Origin of the sequence: Actimicrobium antarcticum (genome assembly GCF_039536745.1) — a bacterium.
GTDB lineage: Bacteria > Pseudomonadota > Gammaproteobacteria > Burkholderiales > Burkholderiaceae_D > Actimicrobium > Actimicrobium antarcticum.
Genome location: NZ_BAAAZE010000016.1, coordinates 178,130 through 204,873, shown reverse-complemented (window position 1 = coordinate 204,873; position 26,744 = coordinate 178,130). Strand labels below are relative to the sequence as shown.

The following is a 26,744-nucleotide window of genomic DNA, read 5'->3' as shown; positions in this document are numbered from 1 at the left end:
GTCCCATCAGGCAAACCCGGGCATGCGCATGGCCCCCGCATCCGTGTTCGCAAAATGTCCGGCCAGGCGACGAAACGCCACTGACGCCAGTGCCATCGGGAAGGCATCGATGACCGAGCGTCCAAGCTGCGTGGCCCGACGCAAATCGGCATCGACCGGCACCGACCCCATCGCAGTCAATTCCAGCGCCAGATACCGGCTGGCCGCCTGCGCCATGTTGGCAAATACCTGTTGTGCTTCGCGTTCGCTGGCGCCGGTGACCAAAATGCCGAAGGGCCGACGGCCCAGTTGTGCGCTCAATCGCTTGATGATCGCATAGGCGGCCGTAATTGAGCTACCGCTACTTGAGACCTGCACCACGATTTCTCCACGCTGCATGGCTGGCAACGGAAATGCGTCGTCGGCATCGAGCTCGGCATCGACCAGCGTGATGTCACTCTGGGTCGCAAGTACGCCAAACGCATTGGCAAGTCGACGCGCCTGATCGATGTCCTGCATCGCACTGCGCATGTTTTCGCGCGTCAGCGTGGCGACACCAAAACCCTGCGGCAGCATCTGCACGACTTCATTCAAACCACGTTCCTGACGCGCCACCTGCATCAGCGTGGCAACCCGTGCCGCGCCCAGTCGCTGCGCCAGGCCGTTCGATGCGGAACAGGCGTCCAGTAACAGCACGTTGCTGCCGGTACGTGCCAGCGAGGCCGCCAGATTGACCAGAGTACTGGATTTTTCCTCTGCGCCCAATGCCGAGACGACGCTGATGATGCGCGGCTTCGGACCGGCCAGCATGCGCCGCAATCCTTCTGCCTGATCGGTTGTAAAACTAGCCAAGATTCACCTCGCGCAGGGTTCTGTCATTCGAGGAACGGGTGGTGCCAGCCATTAACATCGGCAGTTCTGCATCGGTGAACTGGAACGGCGTGGTTTCGCGTTTGAGCTTGAAGGCGCGATCGACCAGGTACTGCTTGTTGGCGACGTGCAGGTCTTCCGGCACGCGCTGGCCATTGGCCACGTAAAACAGGTTGAGCTTCTGGCGGATCACCACGTCCAGCACATTGCCGATGGTGGCGGCTTCATCGAGCTTGGTCATCACGCAACCGGCCAGGCCGCTGCCCTGATAGGCGCGCACCACTTCATTGAGGGTCTCGCCGGTCGAGGTAGCGTTCAGGCAGAGCAGTCGCTTGACCTGGGAACCGGCGCCTTGCAGCATCGCGACCTGTTCGGTCACCATCTGATCGCGCTGGCTCACGCCGACCGTGTCAATCAGGACCGTGTGCTTGTTCTTGAGTTCATCGAGGGCGATGCGCAGGTCGGATTCATCCTTGACCGAATGCACCATCACACCGAGGATTTTGCCGTAAATGCGCAACTGCTCGTAGCCGCCGATACGATAACCGTCGGTCGTGATCAGCGCCAGCTTGCCAGCGCCGTGGCGCATCACGCAGCGTGCGGCCAGCTTGGCGGTGGTGGTGGTCTTTCCCACGCCAGTCGGGCCGACCAGGGCAAAGACGCCGCCTTGTTCCAGCATCGCGCTTTCGTCACCGATGGCGCTGATGTTGCGGCTCAGGACCGACTTGATCCATGACAGCGCTGCGGCTGCGGTACAACCGGCCGGCATTTTTTCGGTCAGGTGGCGCGCCAGGCTCGGGCTGAATCCTGCGGCCAGCATTTCGCGCATCACGACGCCTTTGATCGGCTCCTGCTTTTGCTGCGACGACCACGACAGTTCGGAAAACTGCGATTCCATCATGGTGCGCAACGAGCGGATCTCGCTCATCATCGCCGCCATCGCAGTGCTGGCGCCGTCGCTGTCGCTGTCGCGGGCACTCTTGCCGGGCGCAGCCGCTTCGGCGACACGGGCATTGGCATTGCGTGACTGTTCCAGCGCACCAGCCAGACCAGCGGCCTGATCCGCTTCGCTACGACGCCTGGCAAATGCCGACAACATGGTCGACTCCTGTTCGGGCAAGGCGATCTGCGCCGGCAGGGTTTCGCGCTCGACCATCGGTGCTGCGAGCGACGACATGTCCTCGCTGGCCAGGGCCAGGATTTCGACCATGCCATTGAGATTGCGATTCGACAGGATGACGGCATCCGGTCCGAGTGCTTCGCGGACCTGACGCAGCGCATCACGCGAGCTGCTTGCGGAGAATTTTTTGACGTTCATGCTTGAGCTCCAACCAGGCTGGTGACTTTAATGGTCTTGGTATCGGGTAATTCGGCGTGCGACAGGACTTTAAGTTGTGGCAATGCGCGTCGCAGGAAACGTGACAACAACGCACGCAGCGGCGCAGGTACCAGCAAGACCGGCGTCAGGCCGAGCTGCTCCTGATGCTGGGTGGCCTGCTGGGTCTGGTACTGCAAGGTATCGGCCAGACCGGGTTCGATGCCGGCACCGTCCGGACCGCTGGCCTGCAATGCCTGCATCAGCAAGCGTTCCAGCCGGTTGTCCAGCGTCATCACTGACAGCTCGTTGGTACCCGGGAAAATCTGCTGGACAATGGCGCGACCCAGTGCGATGCGCACCAGTGCGGTCAGCTCGCTCGGGTCCTGCACCTGGCCCGAAAACTCGGCCAGGCACTCGATGATGCTGCGCATGTCGCGGATGTGCACACCTTCGGTCAGCAGGTTCTGCAGGACTTTTTGCAGCGTCGACATCGAGACCATTTTCGGCACCAGGTCTTCGACCAGCTTCGGCGATTCCTTGCCCAGATGATCAAGCAGTTGCTGCACTTCCAGGCGGCCCAGCAGCTCGGCAGCGTGGGTGGTGATCAGATGATTCAGATGCGTTGCCACCACGGTACCGGCATCCACCACGGTGTAACCCATGGCCTGGGCCTGCTCACGCATCCCGCCCTCGATCCAGACAGCCGGCAGGCCGAACGCAGGATCGGTCGTTGCGGTACCGGCCAGCGTGCCGGTCACCATGCCAGGATTGATCGCCAGGAACTGTCCGGTGAATGCTTCGCCGGCACCGACTTCGACACCTTTCAACGTGATCCGGTAGGACGATGGCTTGAGTTCGAGATTGTCGCGAATATGGACTGGCGGCGACAGAAACCCGACTTCCTGGGCGAATTTTTTACGGATGCCCTTGATGCGCTTGAGCAGTTCGCCGCTCTGGGTTTTGTCGACCAGCGGGATCAGGCGATAGCCCACTTCCAGACCGAGCGTATCGACCGGAACAATGTCCTGCCAGGTGGCTTCTTCGCTCTCGACCGGTGCCGCCTGTGCTGCGGCAGCAGCGGCGGCAGTTTGCTCTTGCGCCGCTTCCGGTGCGACCTTGTTGCGCTTGGAAGCGGCATGACCGGCAGCAGCCAGCAGCAGGCCCAGCAGGATGAAGGCCAGGTGCGGCATTCCGGGAATCATGCCCATGCCGCCAATGATGCCGCCAGTGATGTACAGCACCTCGGGTTTGGCAAACAACTGGTTGACCAGCTGGCTGCCAATATCGACATCGCTGGCCACGCGCGAGACCACCACACCGGCAGCCGTCGAAATGATCAGCGAAGGAATCTGTGCCACCAGGCCATCACCAATCGCCAGCAGCGTGTAGTTTTTCAGGGCATCGGCAAAGCCCATGTCGTGTTGCAACAAGCCCACCAGCAAGCCACCGATGATGTTGATAACCGTCACGATAATGCCGGCGACCGCATCACCACGCACGTATTTGGAGGCACCGTCCATCGCACCGTAGAACTCGGCTTCCTGGGCGACTTCGGTACGGCGACGCTTGGCTTCGGGTTCGGCAATCAGTCCTGCATTGAGATCGGCATCGATCGCCATCTGCTTGCCGGGCATCGCATCCAGCGCGAAGCGCGCACCGACTTCGGCGATCCGGCCGGCACCCTTGGTGACGACGGTAAAGTTGATGATGGTCAGGATGATGAAGACCACGATACCCACCGTGTAGTTACCGCCGATCAGGAAGTGACCGAAGGCCTCGATGACCTTGCCGGCAGCATCCGCGCCGGTATGGCCTTCGGTCAGTACGATCCGGGTCGAGGCGACGTTGAGCGACAGGCGCAGCATGGTGCTGACCAGCAGCACGGTCGGAAACGCCATGAAGTCGAGCGGCTTGATGGTGTACAGCGCGGTCAGCAACACGATCACCGACAGCGCGATATTGAAGCTGAAAAACACATCCAGCACGAAGGCTGGCAGCGGCAGGATCATCATCGACAACATCATGATGATGATGATAGGCGCAGCGATCGCCTTGCTGTTCGGGCCGCTCAGCCACAGCGGAAGCTTGAAGCTATTCATTGTGCAGCTCCGGATGCAGGCTGGTTAGCTGTCAGCTGGCGCGTGCGCGGCACAGCCATGCACCGCAGTGCTGATCCCGTCCGTTCCATGCTGTTGTCGTTGACCACCGCTTGCTCCTTGCCGGAACCACCTCGTCATCGACATGACGATAGTTTTCCGATCAGGTTGAATTATTGCGCCGAAGTAAGAAAAGTCATCCGGCGAACAAGAGGGGAAAATCGCGGGTATTCCGCAATGATGCGTCCGGGAAAGGTGGATCAGAGCAGAGGGAAGCGGCAATCGGACGAGCTAGTGCCACAAGCTGTAAGCGTACCGGCTTGACAATCAATTAGGGTCTGACCCCAATTAATTACCCCGCTTCGTACCTGAATTAATGGGGGGGGTCAGAGCCAATTGGGATCGACGTCAATCAACCCGTCACTCACCGCCCCATTCCCGCCTCCGGCGCCGGTTACGCACTCGGATTCAACGGATCAAGCCCGGCAGGCACATCGATATCCAGCGGCTTTTCAGGACGGTTGCCACCGTCGCTCTTGTAGGCTTTGAGCTGAAACACATACGCCAGTACCTCGGCCACCGCGGTGTACAGCGTCTCGGGAATCGGATCGCCCAGTTCGACATGCCGGAATAGCGCACGTGCCAGCGGTGGCGCTTCCAGCAGCGGTACGTTGTTGGCTGCTGCCAGTTCACGAATCTTGGCAGCGACGGCATCGGCACCTTTTGCCACCACTTGCGGTGCGCCCATCTTGCCGTCGGTGTATTTTAGCGCTACCGCATAGTGGGTCGGGTTAGTGACGACCACATCGGCAGTCGGCACTTCGGACATCATCCGCCGCCGCGCCATCTCGCGCTGCTGGGCGCGGATTTTGGCTTTGATTTCAGGGTTTCCCTCGGATTCCTTGGCTTCCTGACGTACTTCCTGGCGCGTCATCATCATCTTCTTGGCGTAACTCCACATCTGGTATGGTGCATCGATGACCGCGATGATCACCAGTCCCATCACGATCAGCATGTAACTGGTGAACAGCAGCTTCGAGGTATGCAGCGTGCCCGCCTGCACCGGCTCCACCATCAAGCCCAAGACCTCACTGATTTCACGTGACATCACCAGATACGAAATCGATCCGACAATGGCTGCCTTGGCCAGTGCCTTGCCCAGTTCCACCAACGCGTTCATCGACACCAGTTTGGCGAGCCCGGAAAACAGGTTCATCCGCCCAAAGTTCGGCAACAACGCCTGCGTGCTGAAGAGCCAGCCGCCAATCAGCAATGGCGATGCCAGCGCGACCAGCATCAGGATGCCTGCCAGCGGCGCAAACGCCACCAGCAAATCAGCCAGGTGCCCGCCCTGCCGGGTCAGCAACAAACTGAAGTCAAACGCCTGCGCCCGATCGAACGTCAGGCCCGACATCAGCGTCGCTTTCAGCTGCTGCAACATGCTGCCACCACTCATGTACAAACCTGCACCGGCTGCCAGCAGGATCGTGCAGGTGGCCAGTTCGCGCGAGCGCGGCACATCGCCGTTCTCGCGCGCCTTGTCGATGCGCTGTTGCGAGGCCGGTTCGGTTTTTTCCATGTCGCTGTCATCAGACACCGCACACTCCTTGCATGAAGGGATCTGCCATCGGGGTAATGGTCAGTGTCCAACTTGCCGTCATTATTGCGCCTAAGTAATAGACATCATCGGCAGAACAGGCGCCGAAATACGCGGTTGTTCCGCAACGGGTGATCCCGACAGACGTCATCCATGGCAAGTCATGCTTGGATTGAATAAGTGACATCAGCGTCCAAGTAAGGTTTTTCTCAGGTCGACGAGCACCAGCACCCGCCAACCCGACTTACCGGACCGGCGTTTCCACGTCATCCGGCAGATTGATCCTGCGCCAGCGCCGGCAACGATCGGCATGTACGACCAGCGTGCTGGCCAGTCGATCCGGGGTCAGTTCCGGCAATGCCAGTCGCGTGACTTCAACGATCTTGCCAGTGGTCGGCGAGATGCAATACCCCGGTCCAAGCCCATCAAAACTCAGGTGATTCTGACGCAGAAGGTGTTGATAAATTTCGCTCAGGCGATCCAGCGGCGCATAGGCATATTCAACGTAAAGAAACACCACGTCTGCATCCAGCATGTCGTTATGGATCAAGGCACAGCAGGTACCGTCCACGGACAGCGGAGCCCCTGCGGCGAGCTCGGTGACGTAATCGAGATTCTTGAGCCTGCAAAATCCCTCAATCAGTTCGCCAAAAGTTGTTGCCATTTCACTGCCATCCGTACGTTTCGATGTGGCGACATTGCCAAAAGTAATTCACTGCGCAGTCTGTGGTGTATCCAGTCAGAAAATTCCATCTCTCTCCGCAGATTCTTTTGGAACTGCCGATATCGGCCGAACACCTATGTGCGGTGTGGCGATGCAAGCATTGACGATGCTGGTCGAATCCGCACGGAATGTGTCAGATCGTCGACAGGAACAATCCCCATGCAACAGCAACTCACCGGCTTACTCTGCGAATTCGCCACGACCATCGGTTTGCCCGAGCCGGACAAGCTGGCAGGCGGTGCGCCATTTCGGGTCAATGGTTTTACCTTTGCTTTCGGCGAGCAGTCAAAAAAACAGCATGCATCGATCTTGCTTTTCGTCGACTTTGGCGCCATACCCGATGGCAACAAAGCAGCGGTGTACTACCGACTGCTACGTGAAAACTATCTGGAGTTCCCGACCCGAAATGGTACGTATTGTGTTTCGTCGCTTACCGGAAATGTGGTGTGTGCCCGCGCCTTGTCGGTAGCGACGCTAAGCGTCGACATGCTGACGGTAACGGTCGCACAGCTGGCCGAGCAGGCGATCTGGTGGCAACGGGAATATGCGGATGGCCGGGAATACGTTACCCCGGCACCAATGCGGCGCCCGGCCTTTATCCTGCCGCTGCGGACCAGACCATCGATCGTTTCCTGACCAATCCTCCGTGAATTCCATCAAGACCATTACGCCGATAATTTCCTGATTCTTATTGCTACTCATTGCGCGAGCCCCTGATGCAACACCTCCCCTTATTCATCCCGAATACCTTGCAACGCGTCCGCGAGGATACGGAGCTGCAAAAATTGGCCGCCAAGATGGCCCATCACGCACCCGGTTCTCCGCCACTCGGAGAGCATGTCGAACGGACCGATTTTCCGTCGGTATCGGAAGCAAGCTTTTACACCTGCTACAGCCACGAAGTGTCGCCGGCCACCCGTGCACGCCATGCCGATCGCAACAGTTACGATCGCGACGATCTCCCCCGGCACAATGATGCACACATGCACCCGTGGTCCTACATTCAAAAAGGAATTGGTCTCAAAGAACTGGTGCTGCGGATGAAGATGATCAACTGCATGACCTCTGTCGTGATGCCCATCCCCACCAGCATCATTCCGCTACAGGGCGACAAGGCTTACAAACACTATGAGTTGATGAAAATTCCGGGCGGCTTGCACCATTGCGGCCCCCGCTATTATTTACCTGCGGAATTCAACCACCGCGGCGTTACGCTGACGCCGGAGATTCTGGCGTGTGCCGTCTCGGCAGCCACCTTGTCATTGGACACGGAAGTCGATGACCATACTGCCGACGAATTCAAGCAACTGGAACCGGACGAACAAAATGTACTTGATCCGATGATCACAGGGCTGCATCTGGGCAGCACCCGTGCCGATTTCGCGCTCTTCAAAAAACTGGCGCGTAATCCCGGCGTCTTTACCGGTGGTGGTGAACTGACCTTCAACAAGGAACTGGTCGAGCACATGTTTGAACGCGACGGCCAGGCGTCATTGCATCCAGTTCCGTACATTGCCCGTCATAACGGAGGCGATACCAACATTGAACCCGCAAAACAACTGATGGCCGCGTTCGGGGTGGCCGGCATGCCGGTCTGCCTGCATTGCGATATCGATGACTGGATTCCCGACAAGGACGGGAATCCAAAAAATCTGGCCGCGTTCAGTGCCTTCATCGGCGACACCAAAGTCAGGGACACGAAGATCATCTGGGCGCATGCAGGTGGACTGGGGCGCTTCGTGAAGCAATCGAAGGGGCATTTGAATGCCCTCGAAGACATGTTGGCGTTGCACCCGAACCTGGTTCTGGATATTGCATGGAGTGAAGTAGCGCGACAGTTAACCGGGGTTGATCTGCCCATCAATGAGGCCCGTCTGCGCGTGAGCCAGTGGACCGAATTCCTGGAAAAACATTCGTCACGTATCATGTTCGGTTCAGATTCTCTTGCACCAAAATCGAACCAGCACTGGTCGCAAACCCTGATCGCCTACAAGGACCTCCTGCGTGGCCTGAGCGCCGAAGCTCGCCTGAATGTGCTCGAAAAAAGCTACGAAACTCACATCAAGGGTGCCCGTGACGCGGTACGTAAATTCGAAAATCATGTGTTGCCATTCATGCGCGACAAGCTATGCGACTTTTCAACACTGCGTTTGGATATTCCGGCAATCAGGATTTTTCGGGATGCGCTGTACAGCCGCATGAAGAGCACTGAGGTGTGCACCACGCGCACCTTTGACCATCACGAAATCAGTCAAGCAAACGAACGACTGGAATTGCGACAAATGCTGGGCAAAAAAATTCTCGAAAATGCCTCCAAAGGCAGGCGCATCGAGGAGCTGGAAGCGTTGCTTGAGGCACAGCGCGGCGGCGCGTCCGGATCACAGCGGGGCCGGTCGAGTGTGTCGACGCCTAAAAAGCCGAACAGCAAACCGTGGTACTAGGTGCATACCAAATAGTGACCAGCACAGCTCACTCCGTCCAGCCGCCGCCTAGCGCCTGAATCAGCGCCACTGCCGTCACCTGCCGATCCGCTGCCAGCTGCACCAGCGCACGCCGCGCACCAAGTGCGCTGGCCTGCGCGGTTACCACTTCGGTGTAGGCGACCTGTCCGGCGCGGTAGCGATTCAGCGTCTGGACTTCGGTTTCGTCGGCCGCGCGCGAGGCCTGCTCACGCAAGACCTGCTGCTGCATCAGCACGCTGGTCGCGGAGAGCTGGTCTTCGACTCCCTGGAAAGCCACCAGCACGGTTTGCCGGTAGCGCGCCGCCGCCTGCTCCTGCGCCGCACGCGACTCGTTGATACGCTCGCGCCGGGCGCCCGCATCAAACAGCACCTGCGCTGTCGACAAGCCCAGCGACCAGACCGCCGTCGACGCCGAGAACAGCTCACCGATCCGGCTGGCACCGACACCCGTGCTAGCGCTCAGGCTCAGGCTTGGATACAGGGCCGACTGGGCGATCCCGATCTGTTCGTTGGCGGCCGCGACACGGCGTACGGCGGCGGCGATGTCAGGCCGACGCTGCAGCAGCGTCGACGGCACGCCGACGGGAACCTGTGGCAAGGTCGCAGTCCACGGCGCCATGGCCAGCGTGAAATTGCCCGGCGCCTGCCCGACCAGCACCGCGATCGCATGTTCCAGCTGGGCCCGCTGGCGCACCAGTCCGACCAGTTCGGCTTGCGCGTTGGCCAGTTGCGTTTGCGCCTGCAACAGATCGGTCTTCGGCGCGATGCCGGCCTGGTAACGGTTCTGCGTAATGGCCAGCGAGCGCTCGAAACCGGTGATTGTGGTTTGCAGCAGCGCGCTTTGCGCGTCGGTCTGGCGTAATGAAAAATAATTGATCGCCAGTTCGCCCTGTGCCGCCAGCAAGGCCGATGCGAGGTCGGCATTGCTGGCTTGCGCGGAGGCGCTGGCGCTGTCGACCGTGCGGCTCAGGCGGCCCCAGACATCCGGCTCCCAGCTGGCACCGATACTGGCCTGGTAGGTGCTGGCCGCACCCGCTGCGTCGCCACCGGCACGACGCCCGCTGCCATCGAGTCCGACCACCGGGAACAGTCCGGCGCGCTGTTCGCGCACCAGCGCCCTCGCCTGCGCATAGGCCGCAGTGGCGGCAGCGACGTTCTGGTTCGAGACCTCGACCTGCGTCACCAGTGCATTGAGCGCCGGATCATTGAACAACGCCCACCATGCGCCGCGCTCGATCGCATCGGCCGGATTGGCTTGCACCCAGCCAGGCAATTCCTTGTAGGAAGCGGGTGTGGCCAGTACCGGACGCTGGTACACCGGGCCGACTGCGCAACCGCTGATCGCGGCGGCCAGCACAGTAAAAGCGACCGGCGCCAGCCAGCGGGAACGTGGAATCAGGGGCATCGGAAGTCTCATGGTTGGGTTGCCAGCGCAGCGGGAGCGCGGCGATGACGCAATTTGTCGAGCAGGATATACACCACCGGCGTGGTCAGCAGCGTCAGCACCTGGCTGGCGATCAGTCCGCCAATGATGGCGATGCCCAAAGGCTGGCGCAGTTCGGCGCCTTCGCCAAAGCCGATTGCCAGTGGCAACGCACCGAGCGCCGCCGCCATCGTGGTCATCAGGATCGGCCGGAACCGCAGCAGGCAGGCTTCGCGCACGGCATCGAAGGCCGACAGGTTGCGGCTGCGCTGGGCATCGAGGGCAAAGTCGATGATCAGGATGGCATTTTTCTTGACGATCCCGAGCAGCAGGAAGACCCCGATCAGCGCAATCAGCGAAAACTCCATGCCGAACAACATTAGCGCCAGAATCGCACCGACACCCGCCGACGGCAGCGTCGACAGCACCGTGATCGGATGGATCAGGCTTTCGTACAGCATGCCCAGTACGAGGTAGATGACGACGATGGCGGCCAGGATCAGCAACGGTTGCTCGCCCTGCGAATCCTGCGCGGCCCGGGCGCTGCCCTCGAAACTGCCACGCACGTTGTTCGGCATGCCGATATCGGCCTCGGCCTGGCGCACGGCTTCCTGCCCCTGCGCCAGCGTAAAGCCCTCGCTCAGGTTGAAGGACACCGTGGTGGCCAGTTCGGCATCCTGATGGCTGATCGAAGTCGGCGTCGCACTTTCGGCGAAACTGGCGATGGCCGACAGCGGCACCATGCGGGTGGCTGTAGTGCTCAGTGCGCTGCCGGTGGCCTGATCACGCAGGCCGGGATTGCTGCTGGCGACCACGGTTGTCGTGGTACTTGCTGCGGTCGCCGCAGTGCCGGTCGACACCACTCCCCGCGCCGGCACATACACATCCTTCAGCGCTTCGGGACTACGCGCAAAGCGCGGTGCGACTTCCATCACCACCTTGTACTGGTTCAGTTCGGAATAGATGGTGGCGACCTGCCTCTGGCCGAAACCGTTGTACAGCGCGTTCGAGACATCGCGCGATGTCAGTCCCAGTCGGGAGGCCGTGTCGTGGTCGATCCTGACGTAGGTTTCGACGCCATTTTCTTCCTGGTCGGTGTCCACCTCGATCAATGCCGGTTGTGCCTTCATGGCGTCGGCCAGCCGCGTGGCCCAGCGTTTCAGGTCGTTCAGATTGTCGCTCTTGAGCGTGTACTGGTAGGTCGAGTTCGACGACCGTCCGCCGATGCGCAAATCCTGCACCGGATTCAGGAACAGACTCACGCCGGTGACCTTGGCCAGTTGCGGACGCAGCCGTGCGATGACGGCCTGGCCGCCTTCCTTGCGCTGGCCGATCGGCTTCAGATTAACGAACATGAAGCCACCACCGGCCCGACTGCCGCCGGTGAATCCCACCACGGTCGCCACCGCCGGATCGCGCTTGATGATATCGACCAGCTGACGCAATTTGCCCTGCATCGCCTGAAACGAAATACTCTGGTCGGCCCGCAAACCGCCATTGAGCTGACCGGTATCCTGCTGCGGAAAAAATCCCTTCGGTGCGGCGATGAACAGGTACACGTTCAGGCCGATCACCGCCACCAGAATCAGCATCACCAGGCCGGCGCTGTGCAGCGCCCAGTCCAGGCTGTGTTCGTACATCCGGTGCAATTTGTTGAAGCCGGCCTCGAACCAGCGCGCCAGTCGACCCGGCTTGCGCGACGGGTCATGCGGCCGCAATAGCCACGCGCACATCATCGGCGTGGTGGTCAGTGAAATCACCAGCGAGATCATCACCGCCGCCGACAGCGTCACGGCAAACTCGCGAAACAGCCGGCCAACCTGCCCGCCCATGAACAGCAGCGGAATGAACACGGCCACCAGCGAGACACTGATCGTCAATACCGTGAAGCCGACTTCGCGTGCGCCGAGCAAGGCGGCTTCCATGCGGTCCATGCCGGCTTCGATGTGGCGCGCGGTATTTTCCAGTACGACGATCGCATCATCCACCACGAAACCGGTCGCCACCGTCAGCGCCATCAGGCTCAGGTTGTTGAGTGAAAAGCCGAGCAGGTACATGACGCCAAACGTGCCCAGCAAGGACACCACGGTGGCCACCGCCGGAATGATGGTGGCGCGCACATTGCGCAGAAACGCGCTGACCACCAGCACCACCAGCAAAATCGAAATGATCAGCGTGAGTTCGATTTCATGCAGCGATGCGCGGATCGAATTGGTGCTGTCGGAGGCCACCTGCATCTGCACATCCGGTGGCAGTTGCGCCTGCAACTCGGGCAGCAGGTCGCGCACGCCATCGACGGTTTCGATGACGTTGGCACCGGGTTGGCGGCGCAGCAGGACGACCACAGCCGGTTCGCCATTGAACAGGCCGAGCGTGTTGGTATTTTCGACGCCATCGATGACATCGGCGACATCATCGAGCCGGATCGCTGCACTGCCGCGCCAGCCAACGACGAGGCTGCGGTAATCAGTAGCGGTACGGCCACCGGCCGGGGTGTAGATCTGCAACCGGCGGTCGTCGCCTTCGATCGCGCCTTTCGGCCGGTTGGCGGTGTTGGCCTGAATCGCGGCGCGCACGTCTTCCATGCTGACGCCGTATTTATTGAGGGCATACGGCAGCAGTTCGATCCGTACCGCCGGCAGCGAACCACCACCCAGTTCGACATCCCCGACGCCCTCGACCTGTGCCAGCTTTTGCTGCACCAGGTTCGATACGGCGTCGTAAATCTGGCCGGGCGATTTGGTCTTCGAGGTCAGCGCCAGGATCATGATGGGCGCGTCGGCGGGGTTGGCCTTGCGGTAGGTCGGATTGCTGCGCAGCGTGGCGGGCAGGTCGACGCGGGACGCCGCAATTGCTGCCTGCACTTCACGTGCGGCCGCGTCGATCTTGCGGTTCAGGTCAAATTGCAGGTTGATGCGGGTCGATCCGCTGCTGCTGCGCGAGGTCATTTCGTTGACCCCGGCGATCACCCCAAGACGGCGTTCCAGCGGCGTTGCGACACTGGTTGCCATGGTGTCCGGACTGGCACCCGGCAGCGAGGCACTGACCGAAATGTTCGGAAAGTCGACCTGCGGCAACGGCGCCACCGGCAGCACAAAAAACGCGCCGATACCAGCCAGCGCAATGCCGATGGTCAGCAATACCGTGGCGACGGGACGCCGCACAAAAGGTGCCGACAGGTTCACGCGGATTCCGTCCTGGCGTTGCGACCCGACCAGCGTTGCGAGAGCCGGTCAAAGCCGAGATAAATCACCGGCGTGGTGAACAGCGTCAGCACCTGGCTGACGATCAGTCCGCCGAAAATTGCCAGCCCGAGCGGGCGCCGCAGTTCCGCGCCATCGCCCCAGCCCAGCATCAGCGGCACCGCGGCAAACAGCGCTGCCAGCGTCGTCATCAGGATCGGCCGGAAGCGCAACAGCGCCGCCTGATGGATTGCCTGCTGCGCCGACATGCCCTGATTGCGTTCGGCATCGATGGCGAAGTCGATCATCATGATGGCGTTTTTCTTGACGATCCCGATCAGCAGGATGATGCCGATGATGCCGATCACGCCCAGGTCGGAGCCGCTGATCATCAGCGCCAGCAAGGCACCCACGCCGGCCGACGGCAAGGTCGACAGGATCGTCAGCGGGTGGATATAACTTTCATACAGCACGCCGAGCACGATGTAGACGCACACCAGCGCGGCCAGGATCAGCCACAGCTGGCTGGTCAGCGACGACTGGTACGCGCCGGCTGCGCCGAGAAAAGTCAGCGTCACCGATGGCGGCAGCTTGATGTCAAGCGCAGCCTGGCGAATCACGTCGACCGACTTGCCCAGCGAGACACCCGGCGCGGTATCGAACCCCAGCGTGGTGGCCGGAAACTGCGCCACGTGCGTGATCTGCAACGGTGCCGGCCGTTCCGTGATGGTGGCAATGGCGGACAAGGGCGTGGTTTTTCCGGAGCCGGTTTTGAGTGGCAACTGGCCCAGCGAAGCCGGCGTGGTCAGCGTATCGGGACGGGCTTCGAGGATGACGCGGTACTGGTTGGTCTCGGTAAAAATCGTTGAGACGATGCGCTGGCCGAAGGCGCTGTAAAGCGCGTCATCGATCGCCGCCGTGCTGATCGACAAGCGCGCTGCGGTATCGCGGTCGATATCGATGAACACGGCAAGGCCGGTGGCAGCGGCGTCCGACACCACATTGCGCAAGTCCGGCTGCGCCTGCAGATGCTGCGCCAATTTGCCGGCCCACAGTACCACCGAGGCATTGTCGGCCGCTTCCAGCGAGACCCGATACTGGGTCGGTCCGGTTTCGGCATCGATGGTCAGGTCTTGCGTCGGTTGCAAATAGATCGAAACACCGGCGACCCGGCTGACCCGTTCGCGCAGCCGCGCCATCGTCTCGGCTTGCGTGCCGATGCGATCGCGCTTGAGGTTGATGAGCATGCTGCCGGTATGCAGCATGGTGTTGCGGGCGGCATCGACACCGACCAGCGAACTCAGGCTGGCGACATCCGGATCTGCCAGAATTTCTTTGGCGGCGGCTTGCTGCAATTGCGCCATGCGGGAGTACGAGACGGTTTGCACGGTTTCGATACGTGCCTGCAACTGGCCGGTATCCTGGGTCGGGAACAGGCCTTTCGGAATCACCAGATACAGCCCGACGGTCACGGCCAGCGTGGCCGCCGCGACCAGCAGAGTCAGTATCTGGCGCGCCAGCACCCAGCTCAGGCCTCGGTCGTAACGCACCATCACGTCATCGAAAAAGCGCTGCAGCCGGCCGGGCGGCGCGGCGTTCTTGTCCACGGGTGGTGCAGGCTTGAGCCAGCGCGCCGCCATCATCGGCACCAGCGTCAGCGACACCACGGCCGAAATCAGGATCGTGATCGACAGCGTGACTGCGAACTCGCGGAACAAACGCCCCACCACATCGCCCATGAACAGCAACGGAATCAGCACCGCAATGAGCGACACCGTCAGCGAAATGATCGTGAAGCCGATCTGCGCCGCGCCCTTCAGCGCCGCCGCCATCGCGGTCTCGCCCTCTTCCAGATAGCGGGCGATATTTTCGATCATCACGATCGCGTCATCGACCACGAAACCGGTCGCGATCGTCAGCGCCATCAGGCTCAAATTGTTCAGGCTGTAGCCCAGCAAATACATCGCACCGCAACTGCCGATCAGTGAAATCGGTACCGCCAGGCTGGCGATCACGGTGGCGCGCCAGTCGTGCAGGAACGCGAAAATCACCAGCACCACCAGCAGCACGGCCAGCACCAGCTCCATTTCGACATGCTCCACCGACGAGCGGATGCCGGTGGTGCGGTCGCTCAGCACCTCGACCCGCAACGCCGCCGGCAAGCCAGCCTGCAGTTCCGGCAGGCGCGCCTTGATCGCATCGACGGTGGCGATGACGTTGGCACCCGGCTGGCGCTGCACGTTCAGGATGATCGCCGGCGTCAGGCCGGACCAGGCGCCGAGCTTGACGTTCTCGGCGCTGTCGACCACCTGCGCGACATTTGACAGGCGCACCGGTGCGCCATTCTTGTAGGCCACGATCAGGTTCTTGTAATCGTCGGCGGCCAGCAACTGGTCATTGGCATTGATGGTGTACGAACGGGTCGGACCGTCGAAGCTGCCTTTGGCGCTGTTGGCGTTGGCTGCGGCAATTGCCGTGCGCAAGGTATCGAGCCCGAGGCCATACGAGGCCAGCGCGGCGGTATCAGCCTGGATACGCACGGCCGGCCGCTGGCCGCCCGACAGCGACACCAGCCCGACGCCGTTGACCTGGCTGATCTTCAGGGCCAGACGGGTATTGACGATGTTCTGGACTTCGGTCAGCGGCAAGGTAGCGGAGGTGATCGCCAGCGTCAGCACTGGCGCGTCGGCCGGATTGACCTTGGCATACACCGGCGGCGCCGGCAGGTCGGCTGGCAGCAGCGAGCCACCGGCGTTGATGGCGGCCTGCACTTCCTGCTCGGCCACGTCGAGGGTCTGACCGAGTCCGAATTGCAGCGTGATGATGGACACCCCGGCAGCGCTGGTAGAACTCATGCGCTGCAGTCCGGACATCTGGCCAAACTGGCGCTCCAGCGGCGCAGTCACGGTCTGGCCCATCACTTCGGGACTGCCACCGGGATACAGCGTCTGTACCTGGATGGTCGGAAAATCCACTTGCGGCAATGCCGACAGCGGCAGGAACCGGAAGCCGACGATACCGGTCAGCACGATGGCAACCATCAGCAGCGCGGTCGCGACCGGCCGCTCGATAAAAGGGCGTGACGGGCTCATGCTGACACCATCACGGCGCGGCGGCAGCGGAGGGTTGAGGCCGGCGGCGGCGTTCACCTTCGGCGGCCGGCTTGGCATCGGCAGTGGCAGCAGCACCGGCGGCCGCACCGGCAGTATCGGGCTTGCCCTTGCCTTTGCCATTGCCACGCTTGCCACCGGGCTTGTCCCCCGGCAGCGTCACGGCAGCGCCATCGCTGAGGCGGTCGGCGCCTTCGGTAATGACGCGTTCGCCGAGCTGCAGGCCGTCGGTAATTTCGACACTGTCGACGGTGGCCTGACCGCGTGTGACCGGACGTTGCGACGCGGTGCGGTCCTTGGTGAGGACGTACACATAGTCGCCCTTGGTGCCGTGCCGCAGCGCAGTCACCGGTATCGTCACGGCACCGGTAATCGTGCGCATCAGCAAGCGCACGTTGACGAACTGGTTCGGAAACAGCGTCAGCTTGTCATTGGCAAAACGCGCCTTGGCTTTGACGGTACCGGTCTGTACATCGATCTGATTATCCAGCGTGGAAAAGCGGCCGATGCCCAGCGTGTTGCTGCGCGTACGGTCGAGCGCGGTCACTGCCAGTGCCGCGTCACCCGACGAGCGGGCCAGCACTTCGGTGACCTGATCCTGCGGCACCGCGAACTGGACATCGATCGGCGTGACCTGCGTGATCACGACGATACCGGCAGCGTCACCGGCACTGACGACGTTACCTACATCGACCACGCGCAAACCGACGCGCCCGCTGATCGGTGCCTTGATCGTGCTGTAACCCAGATTGAGACGGGCCGTGCCCTCGTTGGCGCGATCGGACAGGACCGTTCCTTCAAGTTGCCTGACCAACGCGAGCTGGGTATCGACTACCTGACGTGCAATCGAATCCTGCGTGAGCAATGTCTGGAAGCGTTGCAACGTGACTTTTGCGCTGGCCAGTTGCGCTTCATCGCGCTGGCGCTGGCCGGAAGCCTGCATCAGCGCCATCTCGAACTGGCGCGGATCGATGATCGCCAGCACTTGCCCGGCGCGCACCGTCTCGCCTTCGCGGAACAGGATTTTTTGCAGGACACCACCGACTTGCGGACGCACCGTCACCGATGCTGCGGGCAACACCGTGCCCAGCGCATCCAGTACCACCGGAATGTCGGATGCCGTGGCGATGGCAATCCCGACCGTGGTACTTGGCCGCCCGCCCCGTCCACCGGCACCACCTGCCGCATCCGGATTGCGATGCGTCAGGTACCACGCCAACCCACCCAGCCCGCCCACTGCAAGCACCGCAATGACCGCACCGATGACAAGGGTGCGGCGCGCCAGCTTTTTACGCGGTGCAGGTAACAGGAGCGGGGATGCGGGAGGCAGCGGCGGTACAGGTGAATCCATTATTGGTCCTTGATGTCGGCATGGACGACATGATGCCGGGTCGTTCACCGGGTCATTGGCTGTCGTTCAGTGGCAGGATGATCGCATGCTGGCAGCAACTCTGCTGCGGCGTGCATAACATTTGGAAACAAAATACAGCGTCTCTGGCGAGTGCGATGGGTTCGCATCAGTTCCTTACAGCCGATGCATGCGGACATACGGGGGCAACAGTTCCGACACATGCACGGTCGGCCTCTTTGGCATAGGAAGATGCTACGGTATCGCGGTGTCCAGTCGCCCTGCCGGAGCAGCCACCCGATGTGACGCAGGTTGGACTCCGCAGCCAGCCAAACGCTGGTCGGCACCCAAAAGCCCAGCTTGAAAGCGCTGCTGCCTCAAACCCAGCCCGACAAGGCAACCTCGATACGCTCAACAACATCGCGCAGGTCCGCAGGCGGCACCGGCGGACTGAAAAAATACCCTTGTCCGATATGGCAGCCATGCGCCACCAGCCATGCCATCTGGTCACGGGTTTCAACCCCCTCCGCGACGATGCGCATTTTCAGGGCGACACCCATGGCGAGAATCGCCTGGGTGAGCTTTTCGGAGTTGGGATCGTCCAGCATGCTCTTGACGAAGGATTGGTCGATTTTCAGGCATTGCATAGGGAGCTGGCGCAAGTAGCTCAGCGACGAAAAGCCGGTACCAAAATCATCCAGCGTGGTGGAAATGCCAAGCTCGTTCAACGCCAGCAACACGCGCTGGGTCCGCTCCAGTTCGCGCATGATGCAGGATTCGGTCACTTCGACTTCAATGGCAGCGGCCGGTACCTGATACTGCGCCAGCAGTTCGCGCAGATACTCCACTAGCTTTGGGGACAGGATATCGGCCATCGACAGGTTGATGGCAACCGGAAGCAGGATGCCTTCAGCGCGCCATTTGGCCTGTTCGGCGATAGCGCTGTGCATGACCCAGCGATCGATCCTAACGATCTGATCGGTGCGTTCGGCAACCGGAATAAACACGCTCGGCGTGTTCTGGCCACGGGTCGGATGATTCCAGCGCAACAGCGCTTCAAGACCAACCACGCGCCGGGTGGCGAGGTCGATCTTCGGTTGGTAGACCAGCACCAGCTCGTCCCGCTCGATGGCATCGTCGAGGTCGCGTTCGAGCCGGTACACATCGAGCTGGTCGAGCTCCATCGCCATCTCGAACACCACGCTGCACGAACGACCACGGGATTTGGCCTGGTACAGTGCCAGGTCTGCGCGACGCAACAACTCGCCGACGGTGCGGCCATGGGCCGGCGGTATGGCGATACCAACCGAAATGCCGATTCGCAATTGCTGCCCGTTCATGACGAATGGTCGCTCGACGGCCTTGTGCAGGCGCTCGGCCAGCGTCAACGCGGTGAACGGGCAAGGCGATGGTACCTGCAGTAGCAACATGAATTCGTCACCGCCCAGCCGTGCCAGCAAGTCAAAATCCCGTATCACCGCCTTGAGCCGCTGACTGAATTGCTGCAACACGCCGTCGCCGGTCTCATGGCCATACGTGTCATTGATTTTCTTGAAATTATCCAGGTCGAGCAAGATCAGGGCGGCGTTGAAGTCGCCATCATCGAGCCGTCGGGCGACTTCGTCCTCCATGGCGCGGCGGTTGTAGAGGCCGGTCAGCTGGTCGTGATGGGCGCGCCAGTACAGTTTGGCGTGCAGGCCGCGGTTGACTTGCAGTTTGTGGACCTCACTCACGATTTGCAGCAGGGTTTTCAACCCTTCGACGTCCACCGGTTGCCAGGGCGCACAGCGACCCTGCACCGATTGCTGCCATTCGGCAAACGAGCGGCGTGGCTCAAGCCGGATACGGCCATCGGGCAAACGCGAGGTGGTCTTCCGGGGCTCGCCAGCCCAGCGCACCTGCTCGACCAATTCCTTGCGCGTGACGAAGCAAAAAATCACTGCGTCGTCGTACCGCTGGGCCAGTAACAGGCCGGCCGCTTCCGGCAAACAGTGCAGCGCGCGATCGCCGGGCGGAATGAGCAGATCGTCCCACATCAGGGTGCGCGGACTGCGTTCGCGATCCTGCAGCCTGAGCGCGACTTCCTCCATGATCTCCTGCAGCGAACCGCTGCGGGCGCCCTCCCCGCCCACGTAGACCAGTTTGCCGATCCGCATGCCAAGACTGGTGGCATCGAAGGCATGCAACAGCGCCGGTAATTTTTCATTCAGCACGAACACCAGGTCGTCGCCCTTCAGCAAGGCCTGATGGACTTCGTTGAGCAAGCGATCCCGTGTCAGTCGTTGATCGATCGCTGCGAGTTGGCACAACGCGTCGAAACGCAAGTTGGCGACTTCGGCGACCAGCTCGCACATCTGGCGCAGCCCTTCGCGCACCCGCAGCGGTGGCACTCTGGTCTGCATGTGATGGCAGGCGATCAGGCCCCACAACTTGCCATCGAAAATGATCGACAAAGTCAGCGTGGCCCGCACGCCCATATTGCGCAGATAGGTCAGATGCACCGAAGACGTCCCGCGCAGCAGACAATGGCTCTGGTCCAGCACGCTGCCATCCGGCAGCAGCTCGGGCACCAGTGTGTCCATCGGTGCGTCGACATCCGCGATCACGCGCAAGGTGTTCAACAAATACAGCGCACGTGCCTGTGCAGGAATATCGGTTGCCGGAAACCGCAAACCGAGGAATTGCTGTTCGCAGGATGCGGACGTCTGTTCGGCGACGACTTCACCCGATTCGTCCGGCAAGAACCGGTAGATCATGACACGGTCGAACTCGCTGAAATTCTGCACCGCCTGGGCGCACTCACCAAAGAATTCGTCAAGCCGGTCTGCCCGGCGCAAGCGTGCTACCAGTTTCGTGAAACTGGCAAATATACGGGTCTGCCGTCGCAGTCCGACCGTATCTGCAGCCAGCGGCAACCATTCCAGAACCACCCGGTTGCCGGAGCTGCGGGCCAGGCACTCCCAGCGCGTCGCAGCGGGTGGCGTCGGCACAGGACAGGTTCGCTCGAAGCGCGGGCGCCACGCCAGCACGGTGGCCAGTGCGACTGGCAGCGGCCGCACCGTCACCGGCTCGCTGTCATCCAGACTATCGACCCAGTCGGCGAGTGGCATGTCGATCAGCGCGCTGGCATCTTGCAGCTGCGGCCAATGGCGCAGGATGCCGCTGGAGACCTGAATAATGCGATCAGTAGCGCTGTCGACTACCATCAGAAACCCGTACGGCTGGACCGTACCGCTCAAGTGGATGGCTTCTTCGGCGCAGCTGCGCTCCAGGTCTTCCGGTATCGTGCCGGGGTACGCGTTCTCGTCCATCGTCGGTCAGTCCTCTTGCTGGTGTCGTCATGTCGGTTTCGGCAACGTCATGTGCAGGACTTCACGCACCGACGAGGAAGGCAAGCATGAGCATTGGACGAAATCCGTCCTGCCAATTTGAGAATTAACAGCGTCGATAGTTCAAATGACGCATCAGAACGAGGATGCAAGGAAATGCGATGGATTACTCGGGAGTGGCCGGATGCGCGACCAGGGAATCGATACAGACGTAACGGCGGGCGATCGCAGGAGAATACCGCGATCGCCACAGGCGCCGGTTTTACAGCTTCAGGCTCTGGGCCCAGACCAGTGCTGCCAGATGGGCTTCGTTGACCTGACTGGCGCTGATAAACAGCGCATCGGCGAGCGGTCCGGCGGCGCCGTTACCTTTTTCACAGGCTTCGGCCAGCAGCAGGAACGGCCCGAAAATGCCTTCCCGTGTCAGCAATGCCTGCGATACCGCTTCCGACAGCTGGATGCTGTCGAGCACCTCGGCCATCGGGATGCCTAACAGGCGATCCAGCAACGAGAACATGCCGGCGACGAACAGGTTCTCTGCCTCGCCGCGCGGCAGGAAACTCTGCCCCAGCAATTCGGCAAAACGGCCGCGTACGATCGCCGTCTGCATCAGCACCGGCGAATGCGAGCCGGTGCTGGCCGAGGCCAGCAAGACCGACAACCAGCGATACAGTGGTGAATAGCCCAGCATGGTCACCGCATGGCGCAGCGACTGAATTTCGGTCCCCAGACCGAATCCCGCCGAATTGATGTAGCGCAGCAGTTTGTAGGACAACGCGGCATCGCGCTTGAGCACGCCTTCGAGTTGCCGCACGTCGGCATTCTTGCGCACCATGTCCATCAATTGCAGGATCATGGCCTGGGCCGGATTGAGTCCCTTGCTGATGGCACCGGGACGCGGCGTCAGGTACAGATTGCCGACGAAAGCGTCCATGCCGAGCGTCGAGCATGATTGATATTCCTGCCAGGTATGCACACCACGGCCGACCATGCGCATCGTCGATTGCTTGAGGGCGGCATACAAACGCGCCTGGGCCGGAAAGTCGTCACCGCCAAAACGGATTTCGATATGCGTCGACAACGGCAGAAACGCCTTGTCCTGACCCGCCAGATCGACGTCACGCAACATCACGCCGAATCCTGCAACGCGAGCAGCCTTGATGTCATCACGTGCCGACGCCTCGCCAAGATCAACCCGATCGATCATCAGTATGGTGTCTTTGGGTGACAGGCCGGCCAGCGCGCCCGAACGCATGGTCTCCGGCGTGGCACTCAGGAAAATCGTCGTTCCGGCCATCAGATAACCGCGCTCGGCGTGATGGAAGCGTTCGCCGACGAAGGCGGCCAGTGCCTGCAGGTCGCTTTCGCTAGGCTGGGACAGATAGCCGTCGGCGCCCTGCCAGCTCAGGTCGTAACCGAGGACACGCAGCGACGGGTCAAGCAGCGGTTCTCTTGAAATAAAATTGATGTCTTGCATCGAGAAATTTTTCGCAAAAGTATGGTGAAAAAACCAGCGTGACCGACTCGACCGATAGATCTGCTCAGAAGCCCAGGCTATCGAGCAGATCGTCGACCTGGCTCTGGTCGGCCACGATATCGCTGTTGCCGGTGGGATGGATCTGAGGCCCGTTGAGCAAACTGTTGTCGACCTCGCGCTTGACGTCAGCAGGCGAATAGTCGACCAGCAACTGCACCAGCTGCTGCTCCAGTCCATGCGCCAGTTCGGTGACTTTCTTGATGACCTGACCAGTCAAATCCTGAAAATCCTGCGCCATCATGATGTCGAGCAGGTGAGCATGGGTCGCTGCCGTTGCCAATCGGGTCGCCGCCAGATACGCCATGGTATTGACCGCCTGATCACGAAACTGCTGCTCGGAAAACGGTCCGTCCAGCGCAGCCTGCCATTGTGCCGACAGCGCCTTGGCACCACCGTCGATCTGGTCCTGCAGTGGATTGGCTGCTTCCGTCGCATTCAGAACTTTCTGGGCGGCTTGCTCTGTCATGCGCGCAACGTAGTCGAGCCGGTCACGCGCATCCGGGATGTCGTGCGTGGCACGCTCCATGAGTTTGTCGAAGCCGAGGCCGCGCAAACTGTCATGCAGACTGCGGGTCATCTGACCGACCCGGACCAGAACCTCGTCGTGCTGGATGGCGGTCACATCGGCTTCAGGCTGTTGCGACAGCACCGACTCGGGCGCACTCACCTCAAGCTCCGATTTTTTCAAGCTTTTCAAAAATTTTCGCCAGCTTCTCATCCAGCGTGGCTGCCGTGAATGGCTTGACGACATAGCCATTGGCACCGGCCTGAGCCGCGGCGATGATGTTTTCTTTTTTGGCTTCGGCGGTGACCATCAGTACGGGCAATTTGGCCAGCGCGGGATCAGCACGAATGTTCTGCAACATGGTCAGACCATCCATGACGGGCATGTTCCAGTCAGAGACCACAAAGTCAAACTGGCCGCTGCGCAGTTTGGCCAGCGCCATCGCGCCGTCTTCGGCTTCATCGACGTTGGTGTAGCCAAGTTCCTTGAGCAAATTTCGCACAATACGACGCATCGTGGAGAAGTCGTCGACAACTAAAAATCGGGTATTTGGACCGGCCATGAGTTACTCCATCAATTCTTCAAAAATGTTCAGATCCGTAGTGTGCCCTACGTTGCATTATGCACGGAAGTTCACGCGCTTTCACCCTCGAACTATGAATCAGACACGCAATGCGCGACTACTGTGCGTCGCCAGATAGCCAAGTACCTTGGCCGGTAAGTCCATTAACGGTGCGACTTCATCCGCAGCACCAATGGCGATCGCTTCGCGCGGCATGCCGAAGACCACACAACTGGCTTCATCCTGCGCAAAATTGTGCGCGCCGGCCTGTTTCATTTCGAGCATACCCAGCGCACCATCCTTGCCCATACCGGTCAGGATCACGCCGACGGCGTTCTTGCCGGCACCTATTGCAGCCGAGCGGAACAGCACATCCACCGATGGCCGGTGACGGTTCACCGGCGGGCCCTGGTCGAGCTGGGTCATGTAATTGGCACCACTGCGCGCCAGCAGCAGGTGCGAGTGGCCTGGCGCGATATACGCGTGTCCCGGCAGAATGCGCTCGCCACCGGCCGATTCACACACCGAGATCTTGCACAGGTTATCCAGACGCTGCGCAAACGAGCGCGTGAAACCTTCCGGCATGTGCTGGGCAATCAGGATGCCCGGACAATCCGACGGCATCTGCAACAGGAATTCCTTGATCGCTTCGGTGCCACCGGTGGAGGCGCCGATGATGATCAGTTTTTCGCTACTGGTGAAGGTATTGCCAACCTGCGGCAACGGCCGCCCACCCTGGCTGGCAGCGCCCGCCACCGGCAACACACGGGCCTTGATGCGGGCTTTGGCGGCGGCACGGATTTTGTCGGCAATCATGTCGGTGTATTCAAGCATGCCGCTCTGGATCGACATCTTCGGTTTGGTCACGAAGTCGACGGCACCCAGTTCCAGTGCCCGCATCGTGATATCCGAACCACGCTCGGTCAGCGAAGACACCATCAGTACCGGCATCGGTCGCAGGCGCATCAGCTTTTCCAAAAAGTCGAGACCGTCCATTTTGGGCATCTCGACATCGAGTGTCAGGACGTCCGGATTGGTCTGCTTGATCAGATCACGGGCAACCAGCGGATCGGGCGCGGCTCCGACGACTTCCATATCGGGCTGGCTATTGATGATTTCTTTCATCAGGCTGCGGATCAACGCCGAATCGTCGACGATCAGTACTTTGATTTTCATGATGTGCGTTTTCCTTAGAACAAATCGACATCGCCAGAGACCGGCGCCGACTGCAGCCGGCTCGCATAATCCTGCTCGCGATTGACCAGCGTGTTGTTGTTGAGTTGCTTGAGCTTTTTGACCAGGACTTTACCGCTGCGCGGAAAGTAATACACCTTGCGCGGATGAATATCGTTGAGGTCTTCGGCAACCACGCGGATGTTTTCCAGTTTCAGGTAGGCGCGCACGAAGTCCGAATTGCGTTCGCCGACATTGATGGCATTGAAACCGCGCAGCACGCTGCCGCCGCCAAACACCTTGGCTTCGAGATTTTCGCGCCGCGCGCCAGCCTTCAGCAATTCGTTAATCAGCACTTCCATTGCATAGGTGCCGTAGCGCATCGATGCCGACACCGGACTGTCGAGGTCCGTGCCGCCGTAGGGCAGCATGAAGTGGTTCATGCCGCCGATGCCGTTGACGCGGTCACGAATGCAGGCCGAGACACACGAGCCCAGCACCGTGACGATCATCATGTCCTTCGGCGTGAAGTAGTACTCGCCCGGCAGGATCTTGGCGGCATCGCAATCAAAGGTGCGGTCGTAATAGACATTGGAAGCGAACTGTTCGGCGTTAGTTTTGGACATGGTGTTGATTACGCGTGGCGCAGAGCGCTGCGTCCTTTCTCGCCGGGTTCGGTATCTAGCTCATAGACGGTCTTGCCACGCAATCTGAAGGCGTCCGACACGTACAAAAAGTTTTCGGAATGCCCAGCAAAGAGCAAGCCGTCCGGCTTCATCAATGGCGCAAAACGGGTCAGTATCTTGCCCTGGGTCGGCTTGTCGAAATAGATCATCACATTGCGGCAGAAGATTGCATCGAACGGTCCCTTCAAGGCCCAGTCGGCCGCCAGTAAATTGAGCTTCTTGAACGTGACAAGCTGACGCAATTCCTGGCGCACGCGCACCATGCCTTCCTGCTCGCCCTTGCCACGCTGAAAAAACCGGCGGGCCCGTTCGGGCGACATCTTGTCGAGGCGATCGGCGGTATAGACGCCATTGGCGGCGGTGTTGAGGACATTGGTATCGATATCAGTGGCGACAATGCGTACCGGTGGTGTCAGTGTGTTGAACACCTCGCAGGCAGTCATCGCCATCGAATACGGTTCCTCGCCGGTGGAGCTGGCAGAGCACCACAGATCAAGCTGGCCAGTACGCGACTTCAGGTGCTCGGCCAGAATCGGAAAGTGATGCGCTTCCCGAAAAAACGAGGTCAGGTTGGTCGTCAATGCATTCGTGAAGGCTTCCCACTCGTCGGCATCACGACCGGCTTCCAGCCCGTCGAGATACGCCGCGAACGAGCTGATGCCGGTCGCGCGCAAGCGTCTTGCCAGACGACTGTAGACCATTTCCTGTTTGCTTTCGGCGAGGGCGATCCCCGCCTTCTGATAGATCAGCGCACGTACTCGCTCGAAGTCACGCGCCGTGAAATCGAACTCTTTGCTGGTTTCCTGCTTGACGTTACCGGAGGGTTTCAAATCGTTCTTCCTG

Annotated in this window: 18 protein-coding genes; 2 read left to right on the top strand and 16 right to left on the bottom strand. The window is 60.7% G+C overall.

Translation table 11 applies throughout. The features are described from left to right. Window positions 1-6 precede the first annotated feature (6 nt). The 5 genes from ABD720_RS19170 to ABD720_RS19150 form a co-directional block, all read right to left on the bottom strand. Entirely contained in the window at window positions 7-831 is an 825-nt protein-coding gene (locus ABD720_RS19170) for a MinD/ParA family ATP-binding protein (protein ID WP_344765828.1), read from the bottom strand. Next, window positions 824-2,167 (bottom strand): flagellar biosynthesis GTPase FlhF, encoded by a 1,344-nt coding sequence (gene flhF, locus ABD720_RS19165; protein WP_344765827.1) that lies wholly within the window; start codon window positions 2,165-2,167, stop codon window positions 824-826. Before flhF ends, ABD720_RS19170 begins: the two co-directional genes overlap by 8 nt. Continuing rightward, on the bottom strand, window positions 2,164-4,266 hold the full coding sequence (gene flhA, locus ABD720_RS19160) for a flagellar biosynthesis protein FlhA (protein ID WP_344765826.1): 2,103 nt from the start codon (window positions 4,264-4,266) through the stop codon (window positions 2,164-2,166). The genes flhF and flhA overlap by 4 nt, the downstream gene beginning before the upstream one ends. A 451-nt stretch (window positions 4,267-4,717) precedes the next feature. Beyond that, the gene (gene flhB, locus ABD720_RS19155; RefSeq protein WP_344765825.1) at window positions 4,718-5,860 is read right to left on the bottom strand and encodes a flagellar biosynthesis protein FlhB; all 1,143 of its coding nucleotides are present in this window, start codon (window positions 5,858-5,860) and stop codon (window positions 4,718-4,720) included. A gap of 244 nt (window positions 5,861-6,104) precedes the next feature. Further along, on the bottom strand, window positions 6,105-6,524 hold the full coding sequence (locus ABD720_RS19150; protein ID WP_344765824.1) for a type III secretion system chaperone family protein: 420 nt from the start codon (window positions 6,522-6,524) through the stop codon (window positions 6,105-6,107). A 219-nt stretch (window positions 6,525-6,743) separates the two neighbouring features. On the opposite strand from ABD720_RS19150, the gene ABD720_RS19145 reads away from it, so the two are divergent. Next, window positions 6,744-7,220 carry a CesT family type III secretion system chaperone gene (locus ABD720_RS19145; protein WP_344765823.1) on the top strand — a complete coding sequence of 159 codons (477 nt, stop codon included), beginning with the start codon at window positions 6,744-6,746 and terminating at the stop codon, window positions 7,218-7,220. A gap of 80 nt (window positions 7,221-7,300) precedes the next feature. Continuing rightward, on the top strand, window positions 7,301-9,025 hold the full coding sequence (locus ABD720_RS19140) for an amidohydrolase family protein (RefSeq protein WP_344765822.1): 1,725 nt from the start codon (window positions 7,301-7,303) through the stop codon (window positions 9,023-9,025). A 28-nt stretch (window positions 9,026-9,053) separates the two neighbouring features. On the opposite strand, the gene ABD720_RS19135 is transcribed toward ABD720_RS19140, so the two are convergent. The 11 genes from ABD720_RS19135 to ABD720_RS19085 form a co-directional block, all read right to left on the bottom strand. After that, the gene (locus ABD720_RS19135) at window positions 9,054-10,451 is read right to left on the bottom strand and encodes an efflux transporter outer membrane subunit (RefSeq protein ID WP_344765821.1); all 1,398 of its coding nucleotides are present in this window, start codon (window positions 10,449-10,451) and stop codon (window positions 9,054-9,056) included. Between the two features lie 8 nt (window positions 10,452-10,459). Continuing rightward, window positions 10,460-13,654 (bottom strand): efflux RND transporter permease subunit, encoded by a 3,195-nt coding sequence (locus ABD720_RS19130; RefSeq protein WP_344765820.1) that lies wholly within the window; start codon window positions 13,652-13,654, stop codon window positions 10,460-10,462. Continuing rightward, window positions 13,651-16,743, bottom strand: coding sequence for an efflux RND transporter permease subunit (locus ABD720_RS19125; protein ID WP_344765819.1), 3,093 nt, complete (start codon window positions 16,741-16,743; stop codon window positions 13,651-13,653). Before ABD720_RS19125 ends, ABD720_RS19130 begins: the two co-directional genes overlap by 4 nt. A 10-nt stretch (window positions 16,744-16,753) precedes the next feature. After that, window positions 16,754-18,112 (bottom strand): efflux RND transporter periplasmic adaptor subunit, encoded by a 1,359-nt coding sequence (locus tag ABD720_RS19120; protein ID WP_344765818.1) that lies wholly within the window; start codon window positions 18,110-18,112, stop codon window positions 16,754-16,756. Between the two features lie 374 nt (window positions 18,113-18,486). Then, window positions 18,487-21,420 (bottom strand): bifunctional diguanylate cyclase/phosphodiesterase, encoded by a 2,934-nt coding sequence (locus ABD720_RS19115; RefSeq protein ID WP_344765817.1) that lies wholly within the window; start codon window positions 21,418-21,420, stop codon window positions 18,487-18,489. Between the two features lie 280 nt (window positions 21,421-21,700). Continuing rightward, complete coding sequence (locus tag ABD720_RS19110; RefSeq protein WP_344765816.1) at window positions 21,701-22,915, bottom strand: EAL and HDOD domain-containing protein; 1,215 nt, start codon at window positions 22,913-22,915, stop codon at window positions 21,701-21,703. 64 nt (window positions 22,916-22,979) lie between these two features. Next, window positions 22,980-23,642, bottom strand: coding sequence for a protein phosphatase CheZ (cheZ, locus tag ABD720_RS19105; RefSeq protein ID WP_425548009.1), 663 nt, complete (start codon window positions 23,640-23,642; stop codon window positions 22,980-22,982). A gap of 1 nt (window position 23,643) precedes the next feature. Beyond that, window positions 23,644-24,042: a chemotaxis response regulator CheY gene (cheY, locus tag ABD720_RS19100; protein ID WP_344765814.1), complete on the bottom strand. Its 399-nt coding sequence runs from the start codon at window positions 24,040-24,042 to the stop codon at window positions 23,644-23,646. A gap of 99 nt (window positions 24,043-24,141) precedes the next feature. Further along, on the bottom strand, window positions 24,142-25,218 hold the full coding sequence (locus ABD720_RS19095) for a protein-glutamate methylesterase/protein-glutamine glutaminase (protein ID WP_344765813.1): 1,077 nt from the start codon (window positions 25,216-25,218) through the stop codon (window positions 24,142-24,144). Between the two features lie 14 nt (window positions 25,219-25,232). Further along, window positions 25,233-25,841: a chemoreceptor glutamine deamidase CheD gene (gene cheD / locus ABD720_RS19090; protein ID WP_344765811.1), complete on the bottom strand. Its 609-nt coding sequence runs from the start codon at window positions 25,839-25,841 to the stop codon at window positions 25,233-25,235. A gap of 8 nt (window positions 25,842-25,849) precedes the next feature. Then, window positions 25,850-26,731, bottom strand: coding sequence for a CheR family methyltransferase (locus ABD720_RS19085; protein ID WP_344765809.1), 882 nt, complete (start codon window positions 26,729-26,731; stop codon window positions 25,850-25,852). Window positions 26,732-26,744 lie beyond the last annotated feature (13 nt).

Excerpts from the sequence above, each read along its gene's own strand:
- ABD720_RS19115 (WP_344765817.1), bottom strand. The coding sequence starts at position 21,420 with ATGGACGAGAACGCGTACCCCGGCACGATACCGGAAGACCTGGAGCGC.
- ABD720_RS19120 (WP_344765818.1), bottom strand. The coding sequence starts at position 18,112 with ATGGATTCACCTGTACCGCCGCTGCCTCCCGCATCCCCGCTCCTGTTA.
- cheD (WP_344765811.1), bottom strand. The coding sequence starts at position 25,841 with ATGTCCAAAACTAACGCCGAACAGTTCGCTTCCAATGTCTATTACGAC.
- ABD720_RS19095 (WP_344765813.1), bottom strand. The coding sequence starts at position 25,218 with ATGAAAATCAAAGTACTGATCGTCGACGATTCGGCGTTGATCCGCAGC.
- ABD720_RS19140 (WP_344765822.1), top strand. The coding sequence starts at position 7,301 with ATGCAACACCTCCCCTTATTCATCCCGAATACCTTGCAACGCGTCCGC.
- ABD720_RS19150 (WP_344765824.1), bottom strand. The coding sequence starts at position 6,524 with ATGGCAACAACTTTTGGCGAACTGATTGAGGGATTTTGCAGGCTCAAG.
- flhA (WP_344765826.1), bottom strand. The coding sequence starts at position 4,266 with ATGAATAGCTTCAAGCTTCCGCTGTGGCTGAGCGGCCCGAACAGCAAG.
- cheY (WP_344765814.1), bottom strand. The coding sequence starts at position 24,042 with ATGGCCGGTCCAAATACCCGATTTTTAGTTGTCGACGACTTCTCCACG.
- ABD720_RS19125 (WP_344765819.1), bottom strand. The coding sequence starts at position 16,743 with ATGAGCCCGTCACGCCCTTTTATCGAGCGGCCGGTCGCGACCGCGCTG.
- ABD720_RS19145 (WP_344765823.1), top strand. The coding sequence starts at position 6,744 with ATGCAACAGCAACTCACCGGCTTACTCTGCGAATTCGCCACGACCATC.
- ABD720_RS19110 (WP_344765816.1), bottom strand. The coding sequence starts at position 22,915 with ATGCAAGACATCAATTTTATTTCAAGAGAACCGCTGCTTGACCCGTCG.
- flhF (WP_344765827.1), bottom strand. The coding sequence starts at position 2,167 with ATGAACGTCAAAAAATTCTCCGCAAGCAGCTCGCGTGATGCGCTGCGT.
- ABD720_RS19135 (WP_344765821.1), bottom strand. The coding sequence starts at position 10,451 with ATGCCCCTGATTCCACGTTCCCGCTGGCTGGCGCCGGTCGCTTTTACT.